This window comes from Ruegeria sp. CDSB013 (assembly GCF_059611165.1).
This window is the reverse complement of record NZ_JBXWPA010000009.1, coordinates 13,046-35,302: the sequence shown is the minus strand read 5'-3', so window position 1 is coordinate 35,302 and position 22,257 is coordinate 13,046. Positions and strand designations below refer to the sequence as shown.

The 22,257-nt window shown below is 56.4% G+C and carries 23 protein-coding genes, 1 tRNA gene and 1 riboswitch; of the genes, 9 read left to right on the top strand and 15 right to left on the bottom strand.

The annotated features are described in order from the left end of the window. Nucleotides 1–21: 21 nt before the first annotated feature. The 5 genes from cobO to AC2FJF_RS15415 all read right to left on the bottom strand — a co-directional run bounded on the left by cobO (nt 22) and on the right by AC2FJF_RS15415 (nt 3,940). A complete protein-coding gene (cobO, locus tag AC2FJF_RS15435) occupies nt 22–621 on the bottom strand; it encodes a cob(I)yrinic acid a,c-diamide adenosyltransferase (RefSeq protein ID WP_496726175.1) in 600 nt (199 codons plus the stop codon). A gap of 57 nt (nt 622–678) precedes the next feature. Continuing rightward, nucleotides 679–1,614: a DMT family transporter gene (locus tag AC2FJF_RS15430; RefSeq protein WP_496726174.1), complete on the bottom strand. Its 936-nt coding sequence runs from the start codon at nt 1,612–1,614 to the stop codon at nt 679–681. 44 nt (nt 1,615–1,658) lie between these two features. Further along, nucleotides 1,659–2,321, bottom strand: coding sequence for an HD domain-containing protein (locus AC2FJF_RS15425; RefSeq protein WP_496726173.1), 663 nt, complete (start codon nt 2,319–2,321; stop codon nt 1,659–1,661). Further along, nucleotides 2,305–3,405 (bottom strand): chorismate synthase, encoded by a 1,101-nt coding sequence (aroC, locus tag AC2FJF_RS15420; RefSeq protein WP_496726172.1) that lies wholly within the window; start codon nt 3,403–3,405, stop codon nt 2,305–2,307. Before aroC ends, AC2FJF_RS15425 begins: the two co-directional genes overlap by 17 nt. A gap of 94 nt (nt 3,406–3,499) precedes the next feature. Continuing rightward, complete coding sequence (locus AC2FJF_RS15415) at nt 3,500–3,940, bottom strand: 6,7-dimethyl-8-ribityllumazine synthase (protein WP_496726171.1); 441 nt, start codon at nt 3,938–3,940, stop codon at nt 3,500–3,502. Between the two features lie 72 nt (nt 3,941–4,012). After that, a riboswitch (FMN riboswitch) is annotated at nt 4,013–4,160 on the bottom strand. A 53-nt stretch (nt 4,161–4,213) separates the two neighbouring features. Here AC2FJF_RS15415 and AC2FJF_RS15410 point away from each other — a divergent pair. Beyond that, nucleotides 4,214–4,825, top strand: a complete 612-nt coding sequence (locus AC2FJF_RS15410; RefSeq protein WP_496726170.1) for an FMN-binding negative transcriptional regulator — start codon at nt 4,214–4,216, stop codon at nt 4,823–4,825. Nucleotides 4,826–4,899: 74 nt separating this feature from the next. Next, nucleotides 4,900–5,508, top strand: a complete 609-nt coding sequence (locus tag AC2FJF_RS15405) for a glutathione S-transferase (protein ID WP_496726169.1) — start codon at nt 4,900–4,902, stop codon at nt 5,506–5,508. A gap of 52 nt (nt 5,509–5,560) precedes the next feature. Here AC2FJF_RS15405 and AC2FJF_RS15400 read toward each other — a convergent pair whose 3' ends face one another. The 3 genes from AC2FJF_RS15400 to AC2FJF_RS15390 all read right to left on the bottom strand — a co-directional run bounded on the left by AC2FJF_RS15400 (nt 5,561) and on the right by AC2FJF_RS15390 (nt 7,281). Continuing rightward, nucleotides 5,561–6,004 (bottom strand): c-type cytochrome, encoded by a 444-nt coding sequence (locus AC2FJF_RS15400; protein WP_496726168.1) that lies wholly within the window; start codon nt 6,002–6,004, stop codon nt 5,561–5,563. A 186-nt stretch (nt 6,005–6,190) separates the two neighbouring features. After that, entirely contained in the window at nt 6,191–6,724 is a 534-nt protein-coding gene (locus AC2FJF_RS15395; protein WP_496726167.1) for a GNAT family N-acetyltransferase, read from the bottom strand. Continuing rightward, nucleotides 6,721–7,281: a helix-turn-helix domain-containing protein gene (locus tag AC2FJF_RS15390; RefSeq protein WP_496726166.1), complete on the bottom strand. Its 561-nt coding sequence runs from the start codon at nt 7,279–7,281 to the stop codon at nt 6,721–6,723. Before AC2FJF_RS15390 ends, AC2FJF_RS15395 begins: the two co-directional genes overlap by 4 nt. A gap of 352 nt (nt 7,282–7,633) precedes the next feature. Here AC2FJF_RS15390 and petA point away from each other — a divergent pair, with 352 nt between their 5' ends. From petA to AC2FJF_RS15375, 3 genes are read left to right on the top strand one after another with little or no spacing between them, the layout of a single operon-like run. Next, the gene (gene petA, locus AC2FJF_RS15385; protein WP_496726165.1) at nt 7,634–8,218 is read left to right on the top strand and encodes a ubiquinol-cytochrome c reductase iron-sulfur subunit; all 585 of its coding nucleotides are present in this window, start codon (nt 7,634–7,636) and stop codon (nt 8,216–8,218) included. 15 nt (nt 8,219–8,233) lie between these two features. Next, nucleotides 8,234–9,565: a cytochrome b gene (petB, locus tag AC2FJF_RS15380; RefSeq protein WP_108860628.1), complete on the top strand. Its 1,332-nt coding sequence runs from the start codon at nt 8,234–8,236 to the stop codon at nt 9,563–9,565. Between the two features lie 17 nt (nt 9,566–9,582). After that, nucleotides 9,583–10,368, top strand: a complete 786-nt coding sequence (locus AC2FJF_RS15375) for a cytochrome c1 (RefSeq protein WP_108860629.1) — start codon at nt 9,583–9,585, stop codon at nt 10,366–10,368. 91 nt (nt 10,369–10,459) lie between these two features. Here AC2FJF_RS15375 and mtaB read toward each other — a convergent pair whose 3' ends face one another. Further along, nucleotides 10,460–11,716, bottom strand: coding sequence for a tRNA (N(6)-L-threonylcarbamoyladenosine(37)-C(2))-methylthiotransferase MtaB (gene mtaB / locus AC2FJF_RS15370; RefSeq protein ID WP_496726164.1), 1,257 nt, complete (start codon nt 11,714–11,716; stop codon nt 10,460–10,462). Continuing rightward, nucleotides 11,713–12,555, bottom strand: a complete 843-nt coding sequence (gene dapF / locus AC2FJF_RS15365; protein WP_496726163.1) for a diaminopimelate epimerase — start codon at nt 12,553–12,555, stop codon at nt 11,713–11,715. Before dapF ends, mtaB begins: the two co-directional genes overlap by 4 nt. A gap of 211 nt (nt 12,556–12,766) precedes the next feature. On the opposite strand from dapF, the gene AC2FJF_RS15360 reads away from it, so the two are divergent. The 3 genes from AC2FJF_RS15360 (at nt 12,767) to AC2FJF_RS15350 (ending at nt 15,593) form a co-directional block, all read left to right on the top strand. Then, nucleotides 12,767–12,842, top strand: a tRNA-Lys gene (locus AC2FJF_RS15360). 134 nt (nt 12,843–12,976) lie between these two features. Continuing rightward, nucleotides 12,977–13,756 carry a hypothetical protein gene (locus AC2FJF_RS15355; RefSeq protein ID WP_170536301.1) on the top strand — a complete coding sequence of 260 codons (780 nt, stop codon included), beginning with the start codon at nt 12,977–12,979 and terminating at the stop codon, nt 13,754–13,756. An 85-nt stretch (nt 13,757–13,841) separates the two neighbouring features. After that, complete coding sequence (locus AC2FJF_RS15350; RefSeq protein WP_170536299.1) at nt 13,842–15,593, top strand: 7-cyano-7-deazaguanine synthase; 1,752 nt, start codon at nt 13,842–13,844, stop codon at nt 15,591–15,593. On the opposite strand, the gene AC2FJF_RS15345 is transcribed toward AC2FJF_RS15350, so the two are convergent. From AC2FJF_RS15345 to AC2FJF_RS15325, 5 genes are all read right to left on the bottom strand, one after another. Continuing rightward, nucleotides 15,575–16,636: a tyrosine-type recombinase/integrase gene (locus tag AC2FJF_RS15345; protein WP_170536297.1), complete on the bottom strand. Its 1,062-nt coding sequence runs from the start codon at nt 16,634–16,636 to the stop codon at nt 15,575–15,577. The genes AC2FJF_RS15350 and AC2FJF_RS15345 overlap by 19 nt on opposite strands. Continuing rightward, a complete protein-coding gene (locus tag AC2FJF_RS15340; RefSeq protein WP_170536295.1) occupies nt 16,614–17,120 on the bottom strand; it encodes a helix-turn-helix domain-containing protein in 507 nt (168 codons plus the stop codon). The genes AC2FJF_RS15345 and AC2FJF_RS15340 overlap by 23 nt, the downstream gene beginning before the upstream one ends. Continuing rightward, nucleotides 17,120–17,323, bottom strand: coding sequence for a helix-turn-helix transcriptional regulator (locus AC2FJF_RS15335; RefSeq protein ID WP_170471402.1), 204 nt, complete (start codon nt 17,321–17,323; stop codon nt 17,120–17,122). The genes AC2FJF_RS15340 and AC2FJF_RS15335 overlap by 1 nt, the downstream gene beginning before the upstream one ends. A gap of 345 nt (nt 17,324–17,668) precedes the next feature. Continuing rightward, the gene (locus AC2FJF_RS15330) at nt 17,669–19,162 is read right to left on the bottom strand and encodes a DUF1254 domain-containing protein (RefSeq protein ID WP_496726162.1); all 1,494 of its coding nucleotides are present in this window, start codon (nt 19,160–19,162) and stop codon (nt 17,669–17,671) included. A gap of 34 nt (nt 19,163–19,196) precedes the next feature. After that, on the bottom strand, nt 19,197–20,747 hold the full coding sequence (locus AC2FJF_RS15325) for a DUF1214 domain-containing protein (protein WP_496726161.1): 1,551 nt from the start codon (nt 20,745–20,747) through the stop codon (nt 19,197–19,199). A gap of 72 nt (nt 20,748–20,819) precedes the next feature. On the opposite strand from AC2FJF_RS15325, the gene AC2FJF_RS15320 reads away from it, so the two are divergent. After that, nucleotides 20,820–21,827 (top strand): AraC family transcriptional regulator, encoded by a 1,008-nt coding sequence (locus tag AC2FJF_RS15320; RefSeq protein WP_496726160.1) that lies wholly within the window; start codon nt 20,820–20,822, stop codon nt 21,825–21,827. Nucleotides 21,828–22,257 lie beyond the last annotated feature (430 nt).

Here is a 22,257-nt window from a genome sequence, read left to right as displayed (position 1 = left end):
GGGCTGTTTAGACTCTGATGTTCAGAAATCCACGCCGCGCTGGGCTTTGATTCCGGCCTGAAACGGGTGCTTTTCCTCGGTCATTTCGGTGACCAGATCGGCATAATCGCGAAGCGCCTGTGGCGCATCCCGACCCGTCAGGAACACGCTGGTCTTGTCAGACCGTTCTTTCAGCCCATCGATCACCTGTTCGACCGACAGGTATTCGTAGCGAAGCGCGATGTTGATCTCGTCCAGCACGACCAGATCGTATTCGCCGCTGGACATGAGGGCGCGTGCCTTGTCAAAGGCAGAGTTTGCGGCGGCGATGTCACGCTCGCGGTCCTGAGTATCCCAGGTGAAGCCTTCACCCATTGTGTGCCATGTCACCAGATCGCGTTCTTCAAAGAAGCGACGCTCGCCGGTTTTCCATTTACCCTTGATGAATTGAACAACGGCGACCTTCTGACCCCAACCCAGCGCACGGATCACGACCCCGAACGCGGCCGAGGACTTACCCTTACCCTTGCCAGTGTTGATAAGTACCAGCCCGCGGTCCGGATCAACTGCCTCGGACACTTTCTTGCGGTGCTGGGCCTGCACCTTTTGCATCTTTTCCTTGTGATCCTGCGCGTCGCTCATGGGAAACCCTCATCTTGTGTTGGGCACACCCTAGGGGAAGTTCTGCAAAGGTAAAGGTCAGGCTTTGGGATCCGTGACCGCGCGTGCCTTGCCGCGCTCCAAGCCCAGTTGATGTTCGCGCCAGATCACCACGACGTTACCGACAATCACCAGCGCCGCACCGGCCAGCATGACCAGCGTTGGCAGTTCACTGAACCAGACATAACCGATGACGATTGCAAACAGCATCGAGGTATAATCGTAGGGCGCCAGCATCGAAGCCTGCCCAAAGCGATAGGACGAAGTCACCAGAATCTGGGCAACACCTCCGATCAGACCAGCCAGAATCAAAAAGCCCGCCTGTTCCCATGTCGGCATGACCCACCCCCAAAAGATGGTCAGCCCGGACAGGATGGTCGCCGTCATCGAGAAATAGAAGACAATGGCCGCAGGATGGTCGACCTGCACCAACTGCCGGATGTGGATCTGCACAAAGGCCCGTGCAACGGTCGCACCCAGAATACACATTGCGCCGAAGGTGGCGGCAGCTTCCATGTTGTTGCCACCCAGTCTGGGCCAGATCATGATCAGGACACCCAACAGCCCGATGGAAACGGCGGCGATTCTGATTCTTCGGATGCGTTCGCCTAGCATTACCGCGGCAAGGATCAGGGTGAAAATCGGGGTGGCATAGCCAATCGCTGTGGCTTCGGGCAGCGGGATCAAGCCAAGGCCGGTGAAAGTAAGCCCCATCGCCGTGGTGCCCAGCACGCCGCGCCAAAAATGGCCCGAGGGTTTACGGACTTTGAACCCTTGCGCCAATTCTCCACGCGCCATCAGCCAGATGACAATCACCGGAATGGCAAAAAGGGATCGGAAAAATACCATCTCGCCAGGTGGGAAGTGATCGGACTGCGCTTTGACTATCGCCGCCATGACGGTGAACAGAAACACCGCGCTCGTTTTCAGAGCGACGGCCAGCAAAGGTCGATGCGATGTTAAGGGTTTTGCCATCGGCGCGAACCTGCGCTTTTGGTAGGGAAAGATCAACGTGTTGTTTACAGATTGGACCAATCGGCAGGCAGGGGACTGCCGATCTCTTGGGCGAACTCTTCCAGAAACCGGATCATGCGCGCGATTCTGCGCTGTGCAATTTCTCGACCACCCTCGGTCAACATATCACCAGGCAAGCCCAGCAGTTTGACCTTCCAGTGGTCGATCGAAAAATGCAGGTCGTCCAGTGGACGATTGGCGGCAAAGGGATCCGCCGGATCATAAAGCGACCGTCCCAACGCGCCGGAAACCGAGAAGTTCCGGGCAACGCCAATCGCCCCCAGCGCATCCAACCTGTCCGCATCGCGCAAGATGCAGGCCTCGGGCGTTTCCGGTGTAATGTTGGCCGAAAAGCTGTGCGCTTCAATCGCGTGTTTGATCGCCTGAATCTGGTCCTCGGAATAGACCAGATTAGCCAGAATAGACTCTGATTCCTCAGCCGATCGGCGCGATGCCAAGTGGCGGTCGGGGTCGTCCTTCGACAGGTTGACCAGATCATGCAGGTACGCCGCAGCCAGCAGCACGGGCATGTCGGTCTGGTCGTTTGCAATGGCCTGCGCGTTCACCCAGACCCGGTCCAAGTGGGCCAGATCATGCGCGGGGTCGGTTTCCATACGCTGCGCAACGACGGCGCGCAGGCGTGTGCGCAGATCAGCCGATCCGTCCACGGTTCTCTCCGATCTGGCCGCGATGCAGCAGCAGGTGGTCCAGGATCACGCAAGCCATCATCGCCTCACCCACGGGCACGGCGCGGATACCGACGCAGGGGTCGTGGCGGCCTTTGGTGATGATCTCGGTTTCTTCGCCGGATTTGGTGATGGTCTTGCGTGTCGTCAGGATCGACGAAGTTGGCTTGACCGCAAAGCGCACGACGATGTCTTGCCCGGTCGAGATACCGCCCAGGATGCCGCCCGAGTGGTTTGAGCTATATTGAGGGCCGTTCTGACCCATGAAGATCTCGTCTGCGTTTGCCTCACCCGTCAGTTCGGCAGCGGCCATACCTTCGCCTATCTCAACGCCTTTCACCGCGTTGATCGACATCATCGCAGCGGCCAAATCAGTGTCTAACTTAGCATATACCGGCGCGCCGATCCCGGCAGGCACGCCGCGTGCCACAACCTCAACAATCGCGCCAACCGAGTTTCCGGACTTGCGCAGATCGTCCAAGTAAGCCGCCCAATCCTTGGCCGCTTGGGCATCCGGGGTCCAGAACGGGTTCTGTTCGATCTGCGACCAGTCGAAATTGCCTCGGTCAATCTTGTGTGGGCCGATCTGCGTCATGTAGCCGGTAATCTGCACGTTTGGTGCGATCTGCTTGATGGCTTCTCGCGCCAGCCCGCCCGCTGCCACACGCGATGCGGTTTCCCGGGCCGAGCTGCGCCCGCCGCCGCGATAATCGCGGATGCCGTACTTCTGCCAGTAGGTGATATCGGCGTGCCCGGGACGGAACTTGTCCATGATATCGCCGTAGTCTTTCGAGCGCTGATCCGTGTTCTCGATCATCAGCTGCACCGGAGTACCCGTGGTTTGCCCTTCGAACACGCCCGACAGGATTTTGACCTGATCTGGCTCGCGCCGCTGGGTGGTGAACTTATTCTGACCCGGTTTGCGCTTGTCCAGCCATTGCTGAATCATCGCCTCGTCGATTGTGACACCCGGAGGGCAGCCATCGACGGTCGCACCCAACGCGGGCCCGTGGCTTTCACCCCAGGTGGTGACGCGGAAAAGGTGGCCAAAACTGTTCATTGACATGGGGCATGCTCCTTTGCGCGTCGTGATTAGCTGGCAAGGCCATTGGCCTCAAGCGGATTTGCGGTTGGGGCGTGTTTGCCCCAACCTGTCGTGCTTATGCTGCCGCGGCCAGTTGGGCACGCGTGGCTGCAATTTTCAGCGCGGCTTGAGCGGCTTCGCGGCCTTTCTCTACAAAATGCGCCCGGTAGATAGCATTGTGGTGATCGGTTTCCTGATACTGGTGCGGCGTCAAGGAAACAGACAGGACCGGTACCCCTGTATCCATGCCAGCACGCATCAACCCATCGACAACGGCCTGAGCCACAAAATCGTGCCGGTAAATACCGCCATCCACGACAAACGCCGCGCAGGCGACCGCGGCGTAGTGACCGGTCTGGGCCAGATCGCGGGCCAGCAGCGGCATTTCGAACGCGCCGGGGACGTCAAAAACGTCAACCTGATCGGCGGGGATGAGTTCCAGAAACCCTTCTAGGGCTTGATCAACGATATCGGAATGCCAGTTGGCTTTTACAAAAGCATAGCGGGTGTGTGTCATCATGATCTCCTTTCGCAACAGACACGTCACCCAAGGCGATCACGGGCAGGCGCAAGCTAGGGCCGACGCGCTGCACGTTCTCTTTCATCCGGACTTTAACCGTCGGCTCTGGCATCTCACCAGATCTGCTGACACTCCGCACACCGGAGCCGCTCGCGGGCTTACGGACCATCGCCCGCATACCGCCGGTGGGGAATTTCACCCCGCCCTGAGAACGGGCGGACCTTGCCAAGGTGCGGCCGGTTCTGCAAGAGATTTCGCAGGAGGACAGCCATGCACCCCAATCCAGCCTTCCGCGCAGAAGAGACTGCGCGCCACATCGCCTTTGCGCGTGACCGAGCGTTCGGGGTTCTTGCGGTGTCGACGGATGAGGCACCGCTGATTAGCCACGTGCCGTTTCTGCTGTCTGAGGATGGCACGCTGGCCGAGCTGCATCTTGTCCGATCGAACTCGATCGTCCGCATGCTGAAAGACCCTAAACCAGCCAGAATCGCTGTCACCGGGCCAGATGGCTACGTGTCGCCGGATTGGTACGGGATCGACGATCAGGTTCCGACATGGAACTATGTCGCTGTGCATCTGATCGGTCAGTTGGAACAGCGCCCGCAAGAAGAGTTGCTGGACCTGTTAAATCGCCAGTCCGCCTTTTATGAGGCACGCTTGCTGCCCAAACCCCCTTGGACCACCGGCAAGATGAGTTCGGACGCGTTGGATAAGATGATGCGTATGGTCGTGCCGTTTCAGTTTCGCATTGACGACATTCAAGGCACCTGGAAGCTAAACCAGAACAAGCCCGATGCAGTCCGCCTGAGCGCGGCAGAACATATCGCAAACGACGGGATCGGGTCCGAGCTTGATGCTCTGCAAAAGTTGATGAGAGGGTGAGGGTGGCACACCAATTGACGGGTTTTGTTTTGCAAATGGTGCTGTAGAGTTCCGGCAATTCAGGGAGATCACTAATGAAACTCTATTTCAGCCCCACTTCGCCCTATGTCCGTAAGGTTATGGTTTTGTTGTATGAAACAGACCAATTACAGGATGTCGAACTGCTGAATGTTGCAACAACGCCAATGTCCCCGGCCGAGCCGCTATTGGCCAAGGCTCCGCTGACAAAGGTGCCCGCGTTAGAGCGCCCAGATGGACCGACCCTGTTCGACAGCCGTGTTATCTGCGCGTTTCTGGACGCGCGCGCGCAGGCAGGTCTTTATCAGGACGGTGCCCGGCATTGGGATGTGCTGACGCTCGAGGCGCTGGCGGATGGTATTCTGGATGCGGCATTGCTGATCACCTATGAGGCTCGGATGCGGCCCGAAGACAAGCAATGGGAGGGCTGGGCCGATGCGCAATGGGACAAGATAGAACGCGCCTGCGCCGCGTTGAACCAGCGGTGGATGGCGCATCTGTCGGGACCGTTGGATATGGGGCAAGTCGCAGTGGCCTGCGCGCTGGGCTATGTCGATTTCCGTCACGATGCGCGCGGGTGGCGCAAGGGAAATGACGTGCTGGCCGCCTGGTACGAGAAGTTTGCCGAGCGTCCCAGCATGGTCGCAACGCAACCGCCGGCCTGATCGGGGATTAATGCGCTGGCTGCTCTGACGGCAGAACGGCCAGCGGCAGTCATCACTCGTTGAACGTCGCCAGATAGGCCGCGATGTCATCGGCGCCCTTTTTCAGTTTGACGCTCATGTTTGGGCGCGCGGTTTCGTCATCCAGGTATTCCTGGATGAATGCGATCGGGTTTTTGGAATACGTGGCGATGTTCTCTTGCGTCCAGACCAGCCCTTCCTGACCGGCGCGGATCATGTCGTCAGTGAACATTCCGACGGGCAAACGCGCGCTTCCGTTCAGGTAGTCCGATTCTGTTCCGGCGACGCGCCCCACGACGCCGTACAGATTCGGGCCAGTGATGCCGCCTTTGACCAGAACTTGGCCATCTTTGATGATTGCGTGGCACGAAGAGCAGCGATTGTAGAGTTTCTCGCCTTTCGCCGGATCACCGGCCGCTGTCGCCTGAGAGGAAACGGCTAGTGTGACGGTCAGAATAGTTGCAAAGAGCTTTGACATTGGGGACGTCCTGCAGAGATTGGGATTTCCCGCATTTCGATCATTTGCGTCCAAAGTTCAATCGAAATCAGACGCGACTAAGCCTTTGTAAAATATCTATTTTTAACTCAGATTTTCTACATCGATATGCCCTTCAGAAAAGGCGCGTCTTGCTACGTCGGGCGTCACCGTAAATTCGAGCTTAAGTCAAAGGTATCGGTACATATAGGTCGTCGCGTGACGGGATATTCCGTCCGGGTCGAATGCGAAATCGGGGATGACACCTGCCGGTTGGAATCCGTCAGACCTGTAAAGGGATTCCGAGACGTCTCCGGTGCGCGTGTCTAGTGTGATGAGTGTCTTCCCGGCTTCTTGTGCGGATTTCAGGGCCTCTTGCATCAAGGCCCTGCCCAAACCGCGACGTCTGGCATCGGGGTGAACGATCATCTTCGAGATTTCTGCCCGGTGGGGCTGATTTGGGGGCATGGCAAGCAACAGTTGGACCGTACCGATCAGGCGACGCTGATAAAATGCGCCAAACAAGTGCCGCTCGCCAGTTTCGACAGAGGGTTTGACGTCATCCGTCCAGAACCGCGCGGCGCTTTCATGGTCGAGCGGTATCATGAAGCTGATCGCGGCACCGTCGGCAACGCTGTCAACAAGCGTGCGGCACAGGTCTGTCAGATTGTTGTCGATATCCGCCGGGGTAAGGCGGGCGACGTTGGGTGTCTGAACGGTCATGACAATGCGATCACGTAAGTGCAGGGACCATGGGTCGTTTCAAATACGGTCTCGCCAAACAAAATGTACCGCAGGCAATCCCCTTGTCGAAGGTCATACGCTTTCCCCTCGACCGTGATTTCGATCTGCCCGGACAGGACATACAGGTGATGCTCTTGCCCCGGAACTGCGGGCGCATCATAGGCAATGCGCTGCCGCGCGGTCAGGGTTCCTTCGATCAATTCAACCGAAAGTTGCCCGCTGGGGGGCGAAACGCTGCGACGTTGAAACCCGTGCTCACGATCCGTCCAGAACGGCTGGTCGTGCCGCCGGACGATCGGCTGGAAACCTTGCTCCAGCGGGGCAAGTAGCTGCGAGATCGGCACTGCATAGACTGATGCCAGACGGCCTAGCGTCTCGGCGGTTGGGCTGACTTCGTTTTTCTCGATCCGCGACAGGGTGGCGCGGCTTAACCCGGTTCTTCCAGCCAAAGTATCGAGGGTCATGCTGTACTGCTCTCGCAATCCACGCAAATGCGAGGCCAGTTTGTCAGACGTGGTTTCTATAGGTTTTCCCATATAAGGGAATATTCTCGAATATGGTGAAAAATTCAAGCTACGGGGACCGGTATTCTGTAAATCATTGTGGGGCTGGGTCTGTTTGGCACCGTTCTACCCTGTCAAAACGAATCGAATCACATATGGAAAAGTCGGGGGATCGGAGTGTTTTTTGCCAAAAAACAGGTCCGTATCTTGAAACTTTCGCCCCTCGTTGTGACATGAATGCCCTGTTGTGGCGCACTGCGCGCCTATGACCGCTGGACGAACCGAATTCTCCCGGATAGATAGCCGCGATGAGACGCCGCTTTGATGCGGTGCTGATGCATGTTTGCTCGGGTTACCCCCGGGCGCCGGAATCGGAGAAAACCTCGTGTCCCACGCAGAAGACCACGAAGGCACCCGCAGAGATTTCCTCTACTACGTCGCAGGCGGCGCAGGTGTCGTCGCGACGGGTGCAGCCGTATGGCCCCTGATCAATCAAATGAACCCTTCGGCAGACGTTCAGGCGCTGTCCTCGATCCGCGTGGATGTGAGCGGCGTTGAACCCGGTACGCAGCTGACCGTGAAATGGCTGGGTAAACCGGTGTTTGTTCGCCACCGCACAGGTGCCGAAATTCAAGAAGCACAGGAACAGGACGCCGACGGCGTCGACGCACTGCCTGATCCGCTGGCCCGCAACTTCAACCTGAACGCGGATGCTCCTGCGACCGACGCCAACCGCGTGATGCCGTCGCCCGAGGGCGAAGCACCGGGCGCTTGGATCGTTCAGATGGGCGTATGTACGCACCTTGGCTGTGTGCCGCTGGGCGATGCTGGCGACTTTGGCGGCTGGTTCTGCCCCTGCCACGGATCGCACTACGATCTGGCCGGACGTATTCGTAAGGGCCCCGCGCCTGAAAACCTGCCCGTTCCGCCTGCAGAGTGGACCGACGCCAGCACCATCAAACTCGGCTAAGGGAGACCCAAACTTATGTCCGGAATTCCCCACGATCATTACGAGCCGAAGACAAACGGCGAGAAGTGGCTGAACAGCCGCTTGCCCATCGTCGGCCTGATTTACGACACCATCATGATCCCCACCCCCAAGAACCTGAACTGGTGGTGGATCTGGGGCATCGTCCTGGCGTTCTGCCTGGCGTTGCAGATTGTCACCGGTATCGTTCTGGTGATGCACTACACCCCGCATGTCGATCTGGCCTTTGCCAGCATCGAACACATCATGCGCAACGTGAATGGCGGCTATATGCTGCGCTACATTCACATGAACGGCGCGTCGCTGTTCTTTGTTGCGGTTTACATCCACATCTTCCGCGGCCTTTTCTACGGTTCGTACAAAGCCCCGCGTGAGATCACGTGGATCATCGGTATGCTTATCTATCTGATGATGATGGGTACTGCCTTCATGGGCTATGTTCTGCCCTGGGGTCAGATGTCCTTCTGGGGTGCGACCGTGATCACCGGCCTGTTTGGCGCGATCCCGTTTGTGGGTGACGCAATCCAGACCTGGCTGCTGGGCGGACCCGCGGTGGACAATGCCACGCTGAACCGCTTCTTCTCGCTGCACTATCTGCTGCCGTTCGTTATCGCGGCTCTGGTCATCGTGCATATCTGGGCATTCCACACCACCGGCAACAACAACCCCACAGGTGTTGAAGTTCGCCGCACGTCGAAAGCAGATGCCGAGAAAGACACCCTGCCATTCTGGCCGTACTTTGTGATCAAGGACCTGTTCGCGCTGGCCGTGATCCTGGTCGTGTTCTGGGCCATCGTCGGCTACATGCCGAACTATCTGGGCCACCCGGACAACTACATCGAAGCCAACCCGCTGGTCACGCCTGCGCACATCGTGCCCGAATGGTACTTCCTGCCGTTCTACGCGATCTTGCGCGCCTTCACCGGTGAGGTCTGGGTTGTGCAATTCGCCAGCTTCATCACCGGCGGCATCGTCGACGCCAAGTTCTTTGGCGTGATTGCGATGTTCGGTGCGATCCTGGCAATGGCGCTGGCGCCCTGGCTGGACACGTCGACCGTGCGTTCGGGCAAATACCGCCCGATGTTCAAATGGTGGTTCTACCTGCTGATCATCGACTTCTTTGCCCTGATGTGGCTGGGTGCGATGCCCGCGGAAGAGCCCTATGCGACCTTCTCGCTGATCGCATCCGCCTACTGGTTCGCCTATTTCTTCGTGATCCTGCCGATCTTGGGTGTCATTGAAAAACCGCTGCCACAGCCAGAGACCATCGAAGAAGACTTCAACGCGCATTATGGCAAGGCTGACGCCGACGCCACGCCGGCCGAGTAAGAAGAGGGACCGGAAACATGTTCAAGAAACTTGCAATCGGTGCCGCGTTTGCTTTGGCCCTTACCCCTGCTGCGTCCTTCGCAGCAGGTGGGGGCGAGCAGCACATCGAAGACTTCCACTTCTCGTTTGAAGGCCCCTTTGGCACCTGGGATCAAAACCAGCTGCAGCGTGGCCTACAGATCTATACCGAGGTCTGCGCAGCCTGCCACGGCCTGCGCTATGTGCCTCTGCGTGATCTCGAAGCGCTGGGCTATTCGGAAGAAGAAGTCATCGCCTACTCGGCAGACAACTTCGAAGTGTTCGATCCCGAGCTGGACGATTTCCGTCCGGCAATCCCGACCGATCACTTCCCGGTCAATGACGGTGTTGGCGCACCGGACCTGAGCCTGATGGCCAAGGCCCGCGCCGGGTTCCACGGGCCTTATGGTCTGGGCATCAACCAGTTCTTCAAAGGCATGGGTGGCGCGGAATACATCGCCTCGCTGCTGGACGGCTATACCGGTGAAGAAAAAGAAGAAGCAGGCACCATCCTGTATGAGAACAAGGCCTTCCCCGGAGGCTGGATTTCGATGGCGCCCCCGCTGTCCGAAGATCAGGTTGAATTCGCCGATGGCCACCCGGCCACTGTCGAAGCCTTGTCCGAAGACATCGCAGCCTTCCTGATGTGGACTGCCGAGCCAAAAATGATGGAGCGCAAGTACTCGGGCTTCGTCGGCGTGCTGTTCCTGTCGCTGTTGTCGGTGCTTCTGTACCTTGTGAACAAGCGCCTGTGGGCAGGTGTCAAAGGCAAGAAACGAGACTGAGTTTCACAGCCCCGCAATGTTTGAACCCCCGCGCCACCGGCTGCGGGGGTTTTTTTGTTGCAATCGGTCAGGGGGCCAGATGAAGGACGGATCAGGCTGTTAGTTGCGTGCCAGTGGCACCTGTGATTGTTGCCGTGACAATCTGCCCTTCGGCCTGTAGTGCCTCAAAAGCGACCTCGGTGAATTGTTCGGTGCGGCCCATATGCGGGTTTTCCATCAGGATGTGATGGGTTTTGCCAATTTGGGTCTGCAGGTGTTTTGTGACCTGCGCCTCTCCGGCCGCGCGCAGGCGGGCGGCACGGTCCCTGATGATGTTCCCGTTCACCTGCTGCGGTATGCGGGCGGCCGGCGTGCCGTCGCGTTTGGAATAAGGGAACACGTGCAGCCAGGTCAGATCGCAATCCGTCACCAGTTTCAGCGAGTTTTCGAAATGAACATCCGTTTCGGTTGGGAAGCCTGCGATGATATCAGCGCCAAAGGTCATCTCGGGGCGCAGTTTACGGGCTTCTTCAGTAAAGCGGATGGCGTCATCGCGCAGGTGACGTCGTTTCATCCGCTTCAGGATCAGATCGTCGCCGTGCTGCAAGGACAAGTGCAGATGCGGCATCAGGCGAGATTCTGTCGCGATGGCCTGCATCAGATTCTCATCCACTTCGATCGAGTCGATCGAGCTGATCCGCAGGCGTGGCAGATCGGGCACCAGTTTCAGAATGCGCATCACCAGATCACCCAGCTTGGGTTGCGCCGGTAGATCGGCGCCCCACGAGGTCAGATCAACGCCGGTCAGGACGACTTCGTTATAGCCCCGATCCACCAGCCGCTTGATCTGATCCACCACAACACCTGCTGGGACGCTGCGCGAGTTTCCACGGCCGTAGGGGATAATGCAGAAAGTGCAGCGATGGTCACAGCCGTTTTGGACCTGAACATAGGCGCGCGATCGGGTGCCAAAACCGTCGATCAGGTGGCCTGCGGTTTCGGTGACGGACATGATGTCATCGACCTGCACCGTCTCGGTCTGGCCGATAAAGTCCGCCGCCATGCCTTTCCAGGTCTCGGGCTGCATCTTCTCGGTATTGCCAATGACCGCGTCGACCTCATCCATTCGAGCAAAGGTGTCAGGCTCGGTCTGGGCCGCACAGCCTGTCACGATCAGCCGCGCGTCAGGATTTTCCCGCCGTAGCTTACGAATCTCTTGCCGGGCTTTGCGCACCGCTTCTGCCGTGACGGCGCAGGTGTTCACGATCACCGCGTCGGTGAGTCCGGCCTGCGCCGACAGCTCTTTCATCGCCTCGGTCTCATAGGCGTTCAGGCGGCAGCCCAGGGTGGTGAACTTCGGCGCGCTCATGCCAGTGATTCCAAAAATTCCGGTGTCAGTGTGCCCGAGAACACGTGACAAGTGGGCCCGGTCATCCAAACGCCATCGTCGCGCCAGTCGATCCAGATCGTCCCGCCGTCCAGCTCAATTTGTATTTTGCGCCCAGTCAGGCCGCGACGCGCAGCAGCAACGGCCGTGGCGCATGAGGATGATCCCGAAGCCAGGGTGATGCCTACGCCACGCTCCCACACGCGCATGCGGATGTGGTCCGGTGCAATGATCTGCGCAATTTGGACATTGGTACGCTCAGGATAGAGCGGATGGTGCTCGTAACGCGAACCAAACTCGGTCAGAGGGATGGCTTCGGCATCGTCGACAAAAAAGGTGCAATGCGGATTGCCCATCCCGGTGGCCGTCGGCGCTCCCTCGATGGGCAGTTCCAGTGTGTCGACTTCCTCAGACAACGGAACCTCGTTCCAATTTAGTTGGGGGTGCCCCATATTGACCGAGGTCAGGCCGTCTCCGGCGTCCTTGGCGTAAAGAGTGCCGCGTTCTGTCGTCAGTGTCAGGTCGGATCTATCCGATTCCTCCATCAGGAACCGGGCGATGCAACGGGTGGCATTTCCACACGCAGCCGAGGTGGATCCGTCCGAGTTGTAGAACACCAAGTGTGCATCCGCTTCGCCGTTCTCGATGACGGCGAGCTGATCGAACCCGACTCCGAATTGACGGTGCCCGATTCCCCGCGCAAGTGCCGGACTAATCCACGCGGCAGACGCGCGCGCGTCCACAATGACAAAGTCATTGCCCAGCCCGTGCATCTTCATGAAGGGCAAACCAGTGTTCTGTAATCCTTGCATGGCGCGCATATAACCCTGCACCCGAAAGGAATCCACCCTGCGACGCAGATTCCTTAAAAAAGGGGGTTGACCCCCCAGCGCCACCTGCCTAATTAGGCCGCCTATCGGGTCGCCGGAAACACTGATTACTCTGGCGATACGAGGTGCAAATAAGGTCTTGAACCCGGTCGGGAAAATGACTTAAAGAGCGCCACGGATCGACAAGATCCAGCAAAAGAGTGGGCCGTTAGCTCAGTTGGTAGAGCAACTGACTTTTAATCAGTGGGTCGCAGGTTCGAATCCTGCACGGCTCACCACTGTTTTCAAAGACTTACGAGGCGATCTCGTGCCAGACGCTCCTTTCCGGTAAGCACAGGGTAAGCGGCTGCGCTCATTTTTCCCTTTACTTTCGCCCGAGGGCTGCATGACTCTGTAGGCAAGGGAGGAGCTGATGGGACACATCAGGCTTGGCACGTTGCCTCGGTCCAAGAAGTGGCGCGAGGTCGTTGATCTGATCGCAACCGATGCGTCAGTCGAAGAGATCGCCGAGGCCGCAGCGGATGCATCCGAGAGCGATCTCGCACTGGCGAGTCGTGACCCTAGGTTTCAGTTTGTAAGTGATCTCCTCGTGAGGCTGCCTTTGCTTGCAAGGGCTCCGGGCTTCGAGGACACTTTGGCTGACTTGGGCATTGCGACGTCGGAACTCAGTTCAGTGACCGGCTTGCTGGCCGGTTTGGATCGTGCCGTTGATCGCAACAGCTTCGATCTCCGAGGATCTTCCGATGCAGGAGAATTGGCGAAGGCCGCGCTGCTGGAAAGCCTGTCCATTCAGCTGCGCGACCGGTTGCCAACCCTGTTTGAACCGACACCGCAGGAAATCCGTAGGACACTTGCGAGTTTTGCCTCGGGAGATGAATTTGCGAGGCTCGCGCGGGATTTCTTTGCCCGGCTAACTTACCGCTCTCTGGACTATTACCTTAGCCGGGAACTCGCCAATCATACCGGCGAGGACCGACGCTTTTCTACCGACGCACAGCGTGTTGCTTTCCAGCAGGCGCTCTCCCAGCACACCTTTGAAGTTTCAAAAATTGTCGAAGAGTATGCGGGCGGTTGGTACGGCAAGACCGTCTGGCAGAAACAAGCACTTGATCGTGATACAATAGACAAGTTCACAGCTTACGCGTTCAAAAAAATGCGCTCAGAATTTGGGCGACGCCGGGCCGTTGCCTGAAGCTAATGTCAGATGGTTGCCGCCTCTAACAAAAAGTGGCGGTGATGAAGTCTTACGCCTCGACATTGATGGTCGGGAAGGCGGGATGACGCTGCGCATTGGACAACTAAACCGGCAGTTGGTGGAGGGGTTGCAGGCCCGTGCGCTCGATTTGCTGGAGATTGCCGCCCTTGTCTATTGCGCGGATGCCGCCGTCAGCCGCGGAGGTTCGGCGGATCAGAAAATGGGCAAAAAATGGCACAGACGGTTTCTTGTTGAAATGCCGGTCCGCGATCCGGGTTTCTGGTACCAAGAGAGCGTATTACTGGCTTTGGAAGAAACGTTGATGTTTCTCTCGGGAGACCGTTTTGAGTTCTCCTTCTTAGCCAAAGATGAGCCTGACGCAGAGCGTTCTCGCTTCTTCAAGTTTGGTCCGGAAAGCTCATGGGAACCACACCGCATCCTAATGTTTTCCGGCGGCCTGGATTCCTTTGCTGGGGCCGTCGAAGAAATCATCGAACACAAGCATAGGGTCGCGTTGGTCAGTCATTCGTCGGCAACAAAAATCGCGCCCGTGCAGAGAACCTTGTACAAGGCGCTGTCTGACAAACTTGGACGCGACACGTGTCGCCACATTCCAGTGACTGCGCAGCTCAGGCGTGGGACATTGAGGGAGGGAACGCATCGCACGCGTTCGTTTCTGTTTGCAGTGTTGGGTGCAGTAACCGCGCAGGCGTTCAAACTCGACCGGGTTTCTTTCCATGAGAATGGCATTGTGAGTTTGAACTTGCCTCCAGTCGCAAATGTCCTTGGCACACGCGCGACGCGGACCACACATCCTCAAACGCTAACTTTGTTCAGCCAACTTCTCGGCAAAGTCTTCGAAGATGATACACGCGTCGACAATCCGTTCTTCTGGCGCACCAAAGCGGATGTCGTTGATCGTATTGCCCAGCTGGGGATGGGAGACCAAATCGTTGAGACGCGAAGCTGCGCAGACGTGCACAACCAAACGAAGCAGTATCCTCACTGCGGTCGGTGTTCTCAGTGCATAGATCGGAGGTTTGCAATTCTCTCAAAGGGTCTGGAGCATCTTGATTCAGAGGAAGCATATCGCGTTGATCTGATACGAGACGCGCGCCCCAACATCACAGACCGAGAAATGGCTTTGTCGTATGTAAGGAATGCACAGTTCTTTGAACACACTGTGCCTGAACAACTGACGCAGCATTTTCCGATCATTCTTGAAGCAGTGAACTATCTGGATAACCCGCCGGGAACTGCGCTATCTACACTGACGCGCCTGCTTAACCGCCACGGAAATGCAGTTATGTCGGTTATGCGCAAAGCATCAGGGGCTCAGTCACCTTTGGACTTTCCTGAGCAGAGCCTCCCAAGGTTATTCGGCTCATTGCAGAGTTCTGTAGGGCTGGCAACACTACCTGTCGCTTCTGTTGGTGATGACCCTGAACCGCTGAAACCGGTGACCATAGAAATCGACCAAACAACCGAATTGATTGTGGTAGATGAACGTCTTGAGTTCAGGAAAAACGCAACCTTTGACCTGTTGATGGTCTTGGCAGAAGAGTGGCTCCGCTCCATTGGCAAAGGGCTCGATCCAATGGACTATCCATGCATCCAATCTGGAGAACTCGCCAAGAAATTGGGTGTTGCGTCCGATGAAACCGTGAGGCGGAGAGTGCAGACCGCGCGCAGAACGCTCGCAAAGGGGTTCGAGTCCGCTGGTCTATCAGTTGATAAACCTGAAGAGTTAATCGAAAACCTTCCTTGGCACGGATACCGCCTCGCACCCGACCGCGTGATTGTGCGCAGAAGTAATCAACGCTCGATTACCTGATCATCGTCTGACAACGGTCCGCGGCGGCGAAACCGTGCCATCAGTTCGACCTGTCGGCCAGGCGAAACAGAGCCATATGAGTTGAACGTTGTCATTACGTCGTCATGGCCGATGTTCTGCGACCAGGCTTTGTAGTCCTCTGGTGTCCTGCAGTGATGCCTTGCCAGTTCAGCGATCGCATCGCGCACGCGGTGCGGCGAGAACGGTGGCAGCCCGGCACTGACGAAAGCCTGCTTGAAGATGCTGGCCGCAGACGATGGTCCGGCCCACGGCTCGTGTGCAATGCCCACAGCCTCGAACCGTCTGGATGGCCCGACGGCGACCTTGGTTTTTGGGAATAGGGGATCTGTGTCTGAAAAGAGATGGTTTTGACGAAGCTCTTTGATCCAGTCCCGCAGAATCTGTTCGACATCATCGCCGAACGGAAAAAAACTGGTCGTGAACGACTTTCCGAACTTCGTGTCCACGGAACGGCCGTCAAACTGGACGCATTTATTGGCAAGATCGACATGACGCAGCAACACCGTGATAGCAGCACCTTCACGCGATCCAGTTAGGAAGAGGAAGGCGATCAGTGCGCGGTCGCGGCGTTGGATCACTGTTTCGACGGGCATGACCGACAACAGATGGCTCACCTGTTCGAGAGACGGATGCGGCTTCCAAAGGGTCCCGCGACGGGCCTGCTCTGATTTGCGGTCCGGCGTCAGATAGGCAATGTCCGCGCGCGAGATCCTGGACTTGTATCCCGGTTGGTCCGCCATCCAGTCCAAGAATTTCATGACGTCGCGCAACACGCCGTTGATCGTGGCAGCTGACAGAGGGGCGCCCGTGCGGTTGTTGTGCAGACTTTGTAGATGGCGTTTGAACGCACGTGCCCGCTCTGAATGAAACGCCCTGTAGTCCTTGCCTTTGAGCCATTTGTCATAGGCGGCAATCGACGCTGCGGCTTTGTCGATAGAAGACTGCGACAGACCCTTTGCGTCCTTCAGCCACAGAAGATGTTTGCGCTTGATGCGCAGATTATCCGAGGTGTGTTTTGACATGGGTCTCGGGCTCCATTTTCAAGGTGACTTTTGAATGGGGTTCGGTACAGGACACTAATCTTGGGGAGGCTTGTTGAAGTGTGACCTCCAGTTTGGCCTGAACGGCCTCCAGATCTGAACGGCGAATGATCTTGTTCATAACCGCACCACACGTCGGACAGAGGGCTGTTAGGCGGCCGCTGGAAGCCGTTTCCTGAACGTAATCCGCAATCTTGCCGTCGGGTTCACGCGAACCTCTGCAACTGAGGCAGTAGCAGTGATGCAGTGGCAGCTTGCACCGCGCCTTGCTTTGCTTGTGCCCCAGGAACTCCTTGAGCACATGTCCTTCGATCAACCACGGTTTTCTGCTTGTATCGCCTGCAAGTCCGTTGTTCCGAATCCAGCGAATGACGGTCTGGCGATGACAGCCTAAGACGTCCGCCGCCTCCCAGACCGTGTAGACAAGGTGCGATTTGACTTTGTGTGCGGGGAAGGACTTGGCCATCAGGCACCCTCCCCGGAAATCGGTCCGCATGTGTTCTGGCAGATCTGCGCCTCTTCGTAGGCTTCGATCACGCCTTCGTCGTACAGCACGCGCGCGCCGATTTTCAAAAACTTGGGACCCTTTCCGAGCCACCGCCACTGCTCCAGCGTCCGCGGCGACATGTGCCACCGCTCCGCCAGCTGATCCTGTGTCAACTTGGGCATATCAACCTCAATTGCTCACTGCGGCACGAGGAATTTCGGTCCGCTTCTACAATTGAGAATCTGATGGTTCAGAGTTTGGAAGTATGTGGTCACAGCCCCGGAAAGCGTGACAAGTGTCAAGGCTAAGTTATTGATACTAAATACACCGAGAAGAAAAGGTGTGACGTATCCGCAAAATGCGTGACCTCGCGATCCAAACCGCATGGGAATCAGTGTCTGCAAATGGCCCGAAAGCTGACGTTAATCAAAAAAGTTCGGAAGACGGCTTCGAGCCCAAAACGGACACCGAAGAAAATGCCAGACGACGCCAAAAAGTAGCGTCGCCCGATAGTCGCAGCTGTCGCTTTATTCTACCAGTTCCAGATCACCAGGACGCCAGGTCTTATCGAACCAAGGCTCGAGCGGTCCGTAGAGGCGCATCATCACGTTGAAGCTTTGCCCGGGCATGGTTTGCGCCCAGTTGTTCTCCCAACCTTCTGGGGCTTCCGGGCCAAAATAGATGCTGGTACTCCCATCCTCATTCGGCTTTATCCCCGGTCGATTAGAGTCGATACCACCGGATTGCTGGTCAGTTTCAAGGATCGACCGTGTCTGTCCGCTATACAACATAAACGACGCAAAGCTTTTCGCGGGAACGGGTGCCGGGAGCGTTACTTTGTAGGTTTTTGAGCCATCCAGGTACTGTCCGTTGTTGTCTCGCGCCGTCATCGCATAGACAGACCCCGTACCGACCGGTGGCGAGGTCATCGCAGGCGTTATGCCCGTCGCCATATAGAAAAAGTATGAACGGTCATCGAGGATGCGTGCGCCGTCCTCAAGAAACAGATAGCTCTGACGTTGAAACGGTGAGTTCCATTGCCGGTCTTCATAAAAGAAAACTCCCGGATCGCGCGAGGCATACGTAATCGCTCGCGCCGTGGCGTTTGCTATCGCTGCTGCCTCCTTGAAAATGGTCTGCATACGGGCATCGGGTTCGAAGGGCTCGCCCTTCCTGATCCCTATGGAAGCAAACGTTCCTACAATTTCCGGACTGAACGCACCAATTGGATTGTTTTCGAGCGCGACGTGGATCTCTTCAAAAAAGTCTTCGTTGTTCGCGTGAACAGTGTTGTGCTGAACACCGGAGATATTCAGGAAAGTTTCCGCTGGAGGATTGTCCGCTTCACTAAGCGGATAGATATTCAGACCCGCCTTGATCTCGGCAACCGGGCCAGCCGTATCTCCGTCTGCGTCTGGCGAGCGTCTTAGCAACAACCAGTGCTCATATGTCTTTGTGCGTAGTTCGAAGTAGCCCTCGGGCACCGGCGTTTCATCGTCGTTGTGCAAAAGTAGATACTTGCCACCTTCTCCCTTATCCGCGCCGAGCGCCCCGATATCCGTCACATAGTCAAACGCGGCGTCATCAAGCAACCCAAGCAGGCCTGCCGGAACCTCAATCACCATCGGGCCATCCGAGATATCGACATTCGAACCAATGTAGATTGTGGTTGTATTGGGCGTCAGCCAGATGGACCGCGCATCCAGCAGGTCTTCTGCAATCACGACGTCATTAGGATTGACGCCCAAGTCTTCGTATCCCTGAAACATAGCCCGAAGCGAAGCGATCTTCATGCCGTCCAGGAAAGCCGTCGTTGCTCTGATCAGATCAAGGTTGTCGAAGACTTTCGCCACCGTCTCAGGTGATGGCATGCCATCGAAGAATTCCAGATCACCAAGCGTCTGGGTCTCGACCTTGTCTGGTGTAAGAACATTCTCAGGCACGTCGGCTTTGAATTCTTGGGCTGAAGAATGCGATGCGAGTACCAGGGCAGTCAGCACAGCTAACGACTTTGTTTTCATTGTTCGCTCCATTGGGAATTTCTGTTTTTTTTGATCAGTTTACTTTTTCTAGATCGCCCAGCATCCAGCCACTCTCCAGCCATCCGTCTTGCGGCCCATATAGACGGAACAAAAGGAAGTACGGCTCTGTGGTTGGTATCCAGTTGCTTTCCATCCCTTCCGGTGCCTCTGGTCCAAAAAAGATGTCGTAAGAACCGTCTTCATTGGCTTGCATCGCATCAGTGTCGCGCTCGGACAGGCCCACTGGATCAACGTTCCGGATGAAGCTCTTGGTCTCCATCGAATAAACAATCACGGACCAGAAATCGTCGGCAGGTGTGTCTGCTGGCACGTTAAGTCTGTAAGTCTGATTGTGGTCGTACATTTCGCCGTCGCTGTCGCGAAGGCCCGTCAGATAAAAGGTACCGCCACCGAGTTGTTTCGGCAGGTACGTGATCCAGAAGTAGCTGCCGCCCGCACGCGCATCCACAAGGACTTCGGTCTCAGTCTCATACGGGAAACCTGCCTCGGGTTGACCTTCGGCAAAGTCCCATATCAGCCACTGGCTTTTCATCTCGCCGCTATCGTCGACCCAGAGCGGAATCATGGCTTTGCCGGGCGTTACAAAGTAGTTCTGCATTGAGGCATACGCCAACAACAAACCCTCATTCATTGCTTGCATCTGAATTTCCGATGGCTCGAAAGGTTTTCCCTTTTCGATCCCGAGATCCTTCAGGAAATTTACCATGACCTTGTCTTGTGGTCTGACGGGGTTGTTTTGAACGTAGTCGTTCAAATCCTGAAAGAAGGACTCGTTGTAGTATGGAAGCGAGTCGTACGGCACTTCTGACGCTTCCAGAAAGTTGTTGGGTGGTGGATTGTCAGCCTCAGACAGGTAGTACACTTTGATCGTCTGAGCGTAGTCGGCCGCATCGGTGTCCGTTCCGCCATTCTTCAGTTTTGGCCGGAACGAAAACCCATATTCGTAGGTATCTGTTTCAAAGGGAAGGTATCCTGCTTCAGTTAATTCCTCTAGGGACATATCCCATTCGTAGCCTGGAGGTAGCATGAGGTACTTGCCGCCGGAACCTTCATCGAAACCATCGGGACCAACGTCCACGATAGGAACATCCCAAGCATTCACGATTGTACCGAAGTAGTTAACCTTGTCGGTGGCAGCGGGCACTTCAATGACAAGGGGACCGGGTTCGGAGGTCATTGAAGCCCAAGCATAGGCCGTAACATCGTTAGCCGTAAGAAACCCATGTTTGGAATCGAACGGCTTATTGAGATAAATGATGTCGTTGTAGTCGCCACCGAGGTCGCGGCGAATGCCCTTCAGAAAATCGATCATACCAGCGGCGGGCATTCCCCAGATTGCAGTCTGAGTGGCGCGCTGCACCATGATCTTGTACTCGATGTCCTCGACTTCGGCTGATCGTGCAAGGATGTCACCCGTGTCATTGAAGGACTGGGAAAGAACTGGCGAGGAAGAAATACCCACAATAAGCGCCACGCCAAAAAGATGCGTCGACAAACCGCTGTGTGATGGTCCAAGTATTTTCATGGCGCAATGCTCCCTGCTGTTTTTGGAAAGCTTGCACATCCGATCAGCCGATGCGTATCATTTCACGACACGCGGACGAACAAGCGGGTTGACGGATTGAACCTACCACCGATGATTTCGGCCAAGGCCTTGGGCGCGATGCCCCAGTTTGTTCTTGAGGCCGCTGGGGAAAGGCGCCTGTTGCGGGCTTTTGACTCGGCCGATCTTCCTGTTCACTTCATTGAGGAAAGAGGCGGTTACATCTCGGAGCATGCCTTGGTGACCTTTGTGCACGAAGCCGCACGATCCGCGGGACAACAAAACATCGGATTGTTGTGGTCACCTTATCTCACCGTCGCTGATTACGGCGCCTGGGGGAATTACGTTCTTTCTGCTCCAACGCTGGGGGCAGCGCTAATACGAGCTTCTGCCGTTATGCCATTTCATTCGTCCACGGATCGCGCGTGGCTTGAAACTTCGGGCACTAACGCGCGTTACTGTTATCGTTTTGGACTTCGCTCGCATTTCGCGTATCCGGACATCGGTTTCTCGGCCGTTGGGGTTTTTCTGAGCATATTCCGCGCGTATTTAGGAAACGACTGGAAGCCATCGGCCGTGCTCTTGGACTTCCCAAAGGTTCCTGGATTTGTCGAGGCAGAAGACACCTACGCTTGTCCTGTAATCTGGAACGCCAACCGGCTTGGGGTTGAGTTTGATGCATCGACTTTGCGAGCCGAAGCCACGCCCAAAAAACTTAGCGGCGGCTCGACAACTGTCGGAGATATTTCTCGTGAACGATTGGGCGGCCCCCCCCAAACACTTCGAGGACAAGTCGAAGAGGTGGTTTGGCAACAACTTCATCGGGAGGAAATGTCGATTGATGCCACCGCGCGTTCGCTCGATCTTGGCGTTCGCACACTACAACGGAAGTTAGCAAGCGAAGGGGTTCGTTTTCGCGAAATCGTCAACGATGTTAGGGTAGCAAGGGCCGAGGAACTCCTAACGGATACGCGCGAGACAGTCTCCAGTATCTCCTCCATGCTAGGATATGAAACCGCAAACAACTTCAGCCGCGCATTCAGGAAGGTGACGGGGCTGACGCCCTCTGACTATCGCAAGATGAACTCCGGTCATACTTGAATGGTCGTCTGCAAAAGCAAGCCGTTGGCGTCTGCATTGCTCACAAATTTAAGTTAAGGTTGGATGCGACGAGTAACCGCGTCCAGCCCGAGTAGGGCGGGAAGCTAACCTAGTTCGATCACTTTTTACGTTTTCTTTTAGGATCCAGAAACAGTGTGCGTTGGAACAATGACAAAGTTACAGAGTATTTGCTTGCGGAGGTGGTTTTATCAGATGCCCCGCGTCGATTACCCTGGGATAGGATCAACGCGGGGCTGTAGGAAAGTGCTAGGTAATCAAAATGATGCCCGCACTCACTACGGGAAGCATTCTGATATTTCGATGCTTGATTTATTTATGTATCCAATTTGAATATTTGATAGTTCCAACTGCTTCAAAAGTCAGAGCGTGCAATGCGAACACCCCTCGAGGTAGAGAGCTTTGATCGCGA

Bases quoted from the DNA above. Each gene is read 5' to 3' on its own strand.
- AC2FJF_RS15325 (WP_496726161.1), bottom strand. From the start codon at position 20,747: ATGTGCAAGCTTTCCAAAAACAGCAGGGAGCATTGCGCCATGAAAATA.
- AC2FJF_RS15320 (WP_496726160.1), top strand. From the start codon at position 20,820: ATGATTTCGGCCAAGGCCTTGGGCGCGATGCCCCAGTTTGTTCTTGAG.
- AC2FJF_RS15375 (WP_108860629.1), top strand. From the start codon at position 9,583: ATGTTCAAGAAACTTGCAATCGGTGCCGCGTTTGCTTTGGCCCTTACC.
- AC2FJF_RS15410 (WP_496726170.1), top strand. From the start codon at position 4,214: ATGCACCCCAATCCAGCCTTCCGCGCAGAAGAGACTGCGCGCCACATC.
- AC2FJF_RS15395 (WP_496726167.1), bottom strand. From the start codon at position 6,724: ATGACCGTTCAGACACCCAACGTCGCCCGCCTTACCCCGGCGGATATC.
- petB (WP_108860628.1), top strand. From the start codon at position 8,234: ATGTCCGGAATTCCCCACGATCATTACGAGCCGAAGACAAACGGCGAG.
- AC2FJF_RS15355 (WP_170536301.1), top strand. From the start codon at position 12,977: ATGGGACACATCAGGCTTGGCACGTTGCCTCGGTCCAAGAAGTGGCGC.
- dapF (WP_496726163.1), bottom strand. From the start codon at position 12,555: ATGCGCGCCATGCAAGGATTACAGAACACTGGTTTGCCCTTCATGAAG.
- mtaB (WP_496726164.1), bottom strand. From the start codon at position 11,716: ATGAGCGCGCCGAAGTTCACCACCCTGGGCTGCCGCCTGAACGCCTAT.
- AC2FJF_RS15345 (WP_170536297.1), bottom strand. From the start codon at position 16,636: ATGTCAAAACACACCTCGGATAATCTGCGCATCAAGCGCAAACATCTT.
- AC2FJF_RS15390 (WP_496726166.1), bottom strand. From the start codon at position 7,281: ATGGGAAAACCTATAGAAACCACGTCTGACAAACTGGCCTCGCATTTG.
- AC2FJF_RS15400 (WP_496726168.1), bottom strand. From the start codon at position 6,004: ATGTCAAAGCTCTTTGCAACTATTCTGACCGTCACACTAGCCGTTTCC.
- AC2FJF_RS15350 (WP_170536299.1), top strand. From the start codon at position 13,842: ATGACGCTGCGCATTGGACAACTAAACCGGCAGTTGGTGGAGGGGTTG.
- AC2FJF_RS15405 (WP_496726169.1), top strand. From the start codon at position 4,900: ATGAAACTCTATTTCAGCCCCACTTCGCCCTATGTCCGTAAGGTTATG.
- AC2FJF_RS15415 (WP_496726171.1), bottom strand. From the start codon at position 3,940: ATGACACACACCCGCTATGCTTTTGTAAAAGCCAACTGGCATTCCGAT.
- AC2FJF_RS15335 (WP_170471402.1), bottom strand. From the start codon at position 17,323: ATGCCCAAGTTGACACAGGATCAGCTGGCGGAGCGGTGGCACATGTCG.
- cobO (WP_496726175.1), bottom strand. From the start codon at position 621: ATGAGCGACGCGCAGGATCACAAGGAAAAGATGCAAAAGGTGCAGGCC.
- aroC (WP_496726172.1), bottom strand. From the start codon at position 3,405: ATGTCAATGAACAGTTTTGGCCACCTTTTCCGCGTCACCACCTGGGGT.
- AC2FJF_RS15430 (WP_496726174.1), bottom strand. From the start codon at position 1,614: ATGGCAAAACCCTTAACATCGCATCGACCTTTGCTGGCCGTCGCTCTG.
- AC2FJF_RS15340 (WP_170536295.1), bottom strand. From the start codon at position 17,120: ATGGCCAAGTCCTTCCCCGCACACAAAGTCAAATCGCACCTTGTCTAC.
- AC2FJF_RS15330 (WP_496726162.1), bottom strand. From the start codon at position 19,162: ATGAAAACAAAGTCGTTAGCTGTGCTGACTGCCCTGGTACTCGCATCG.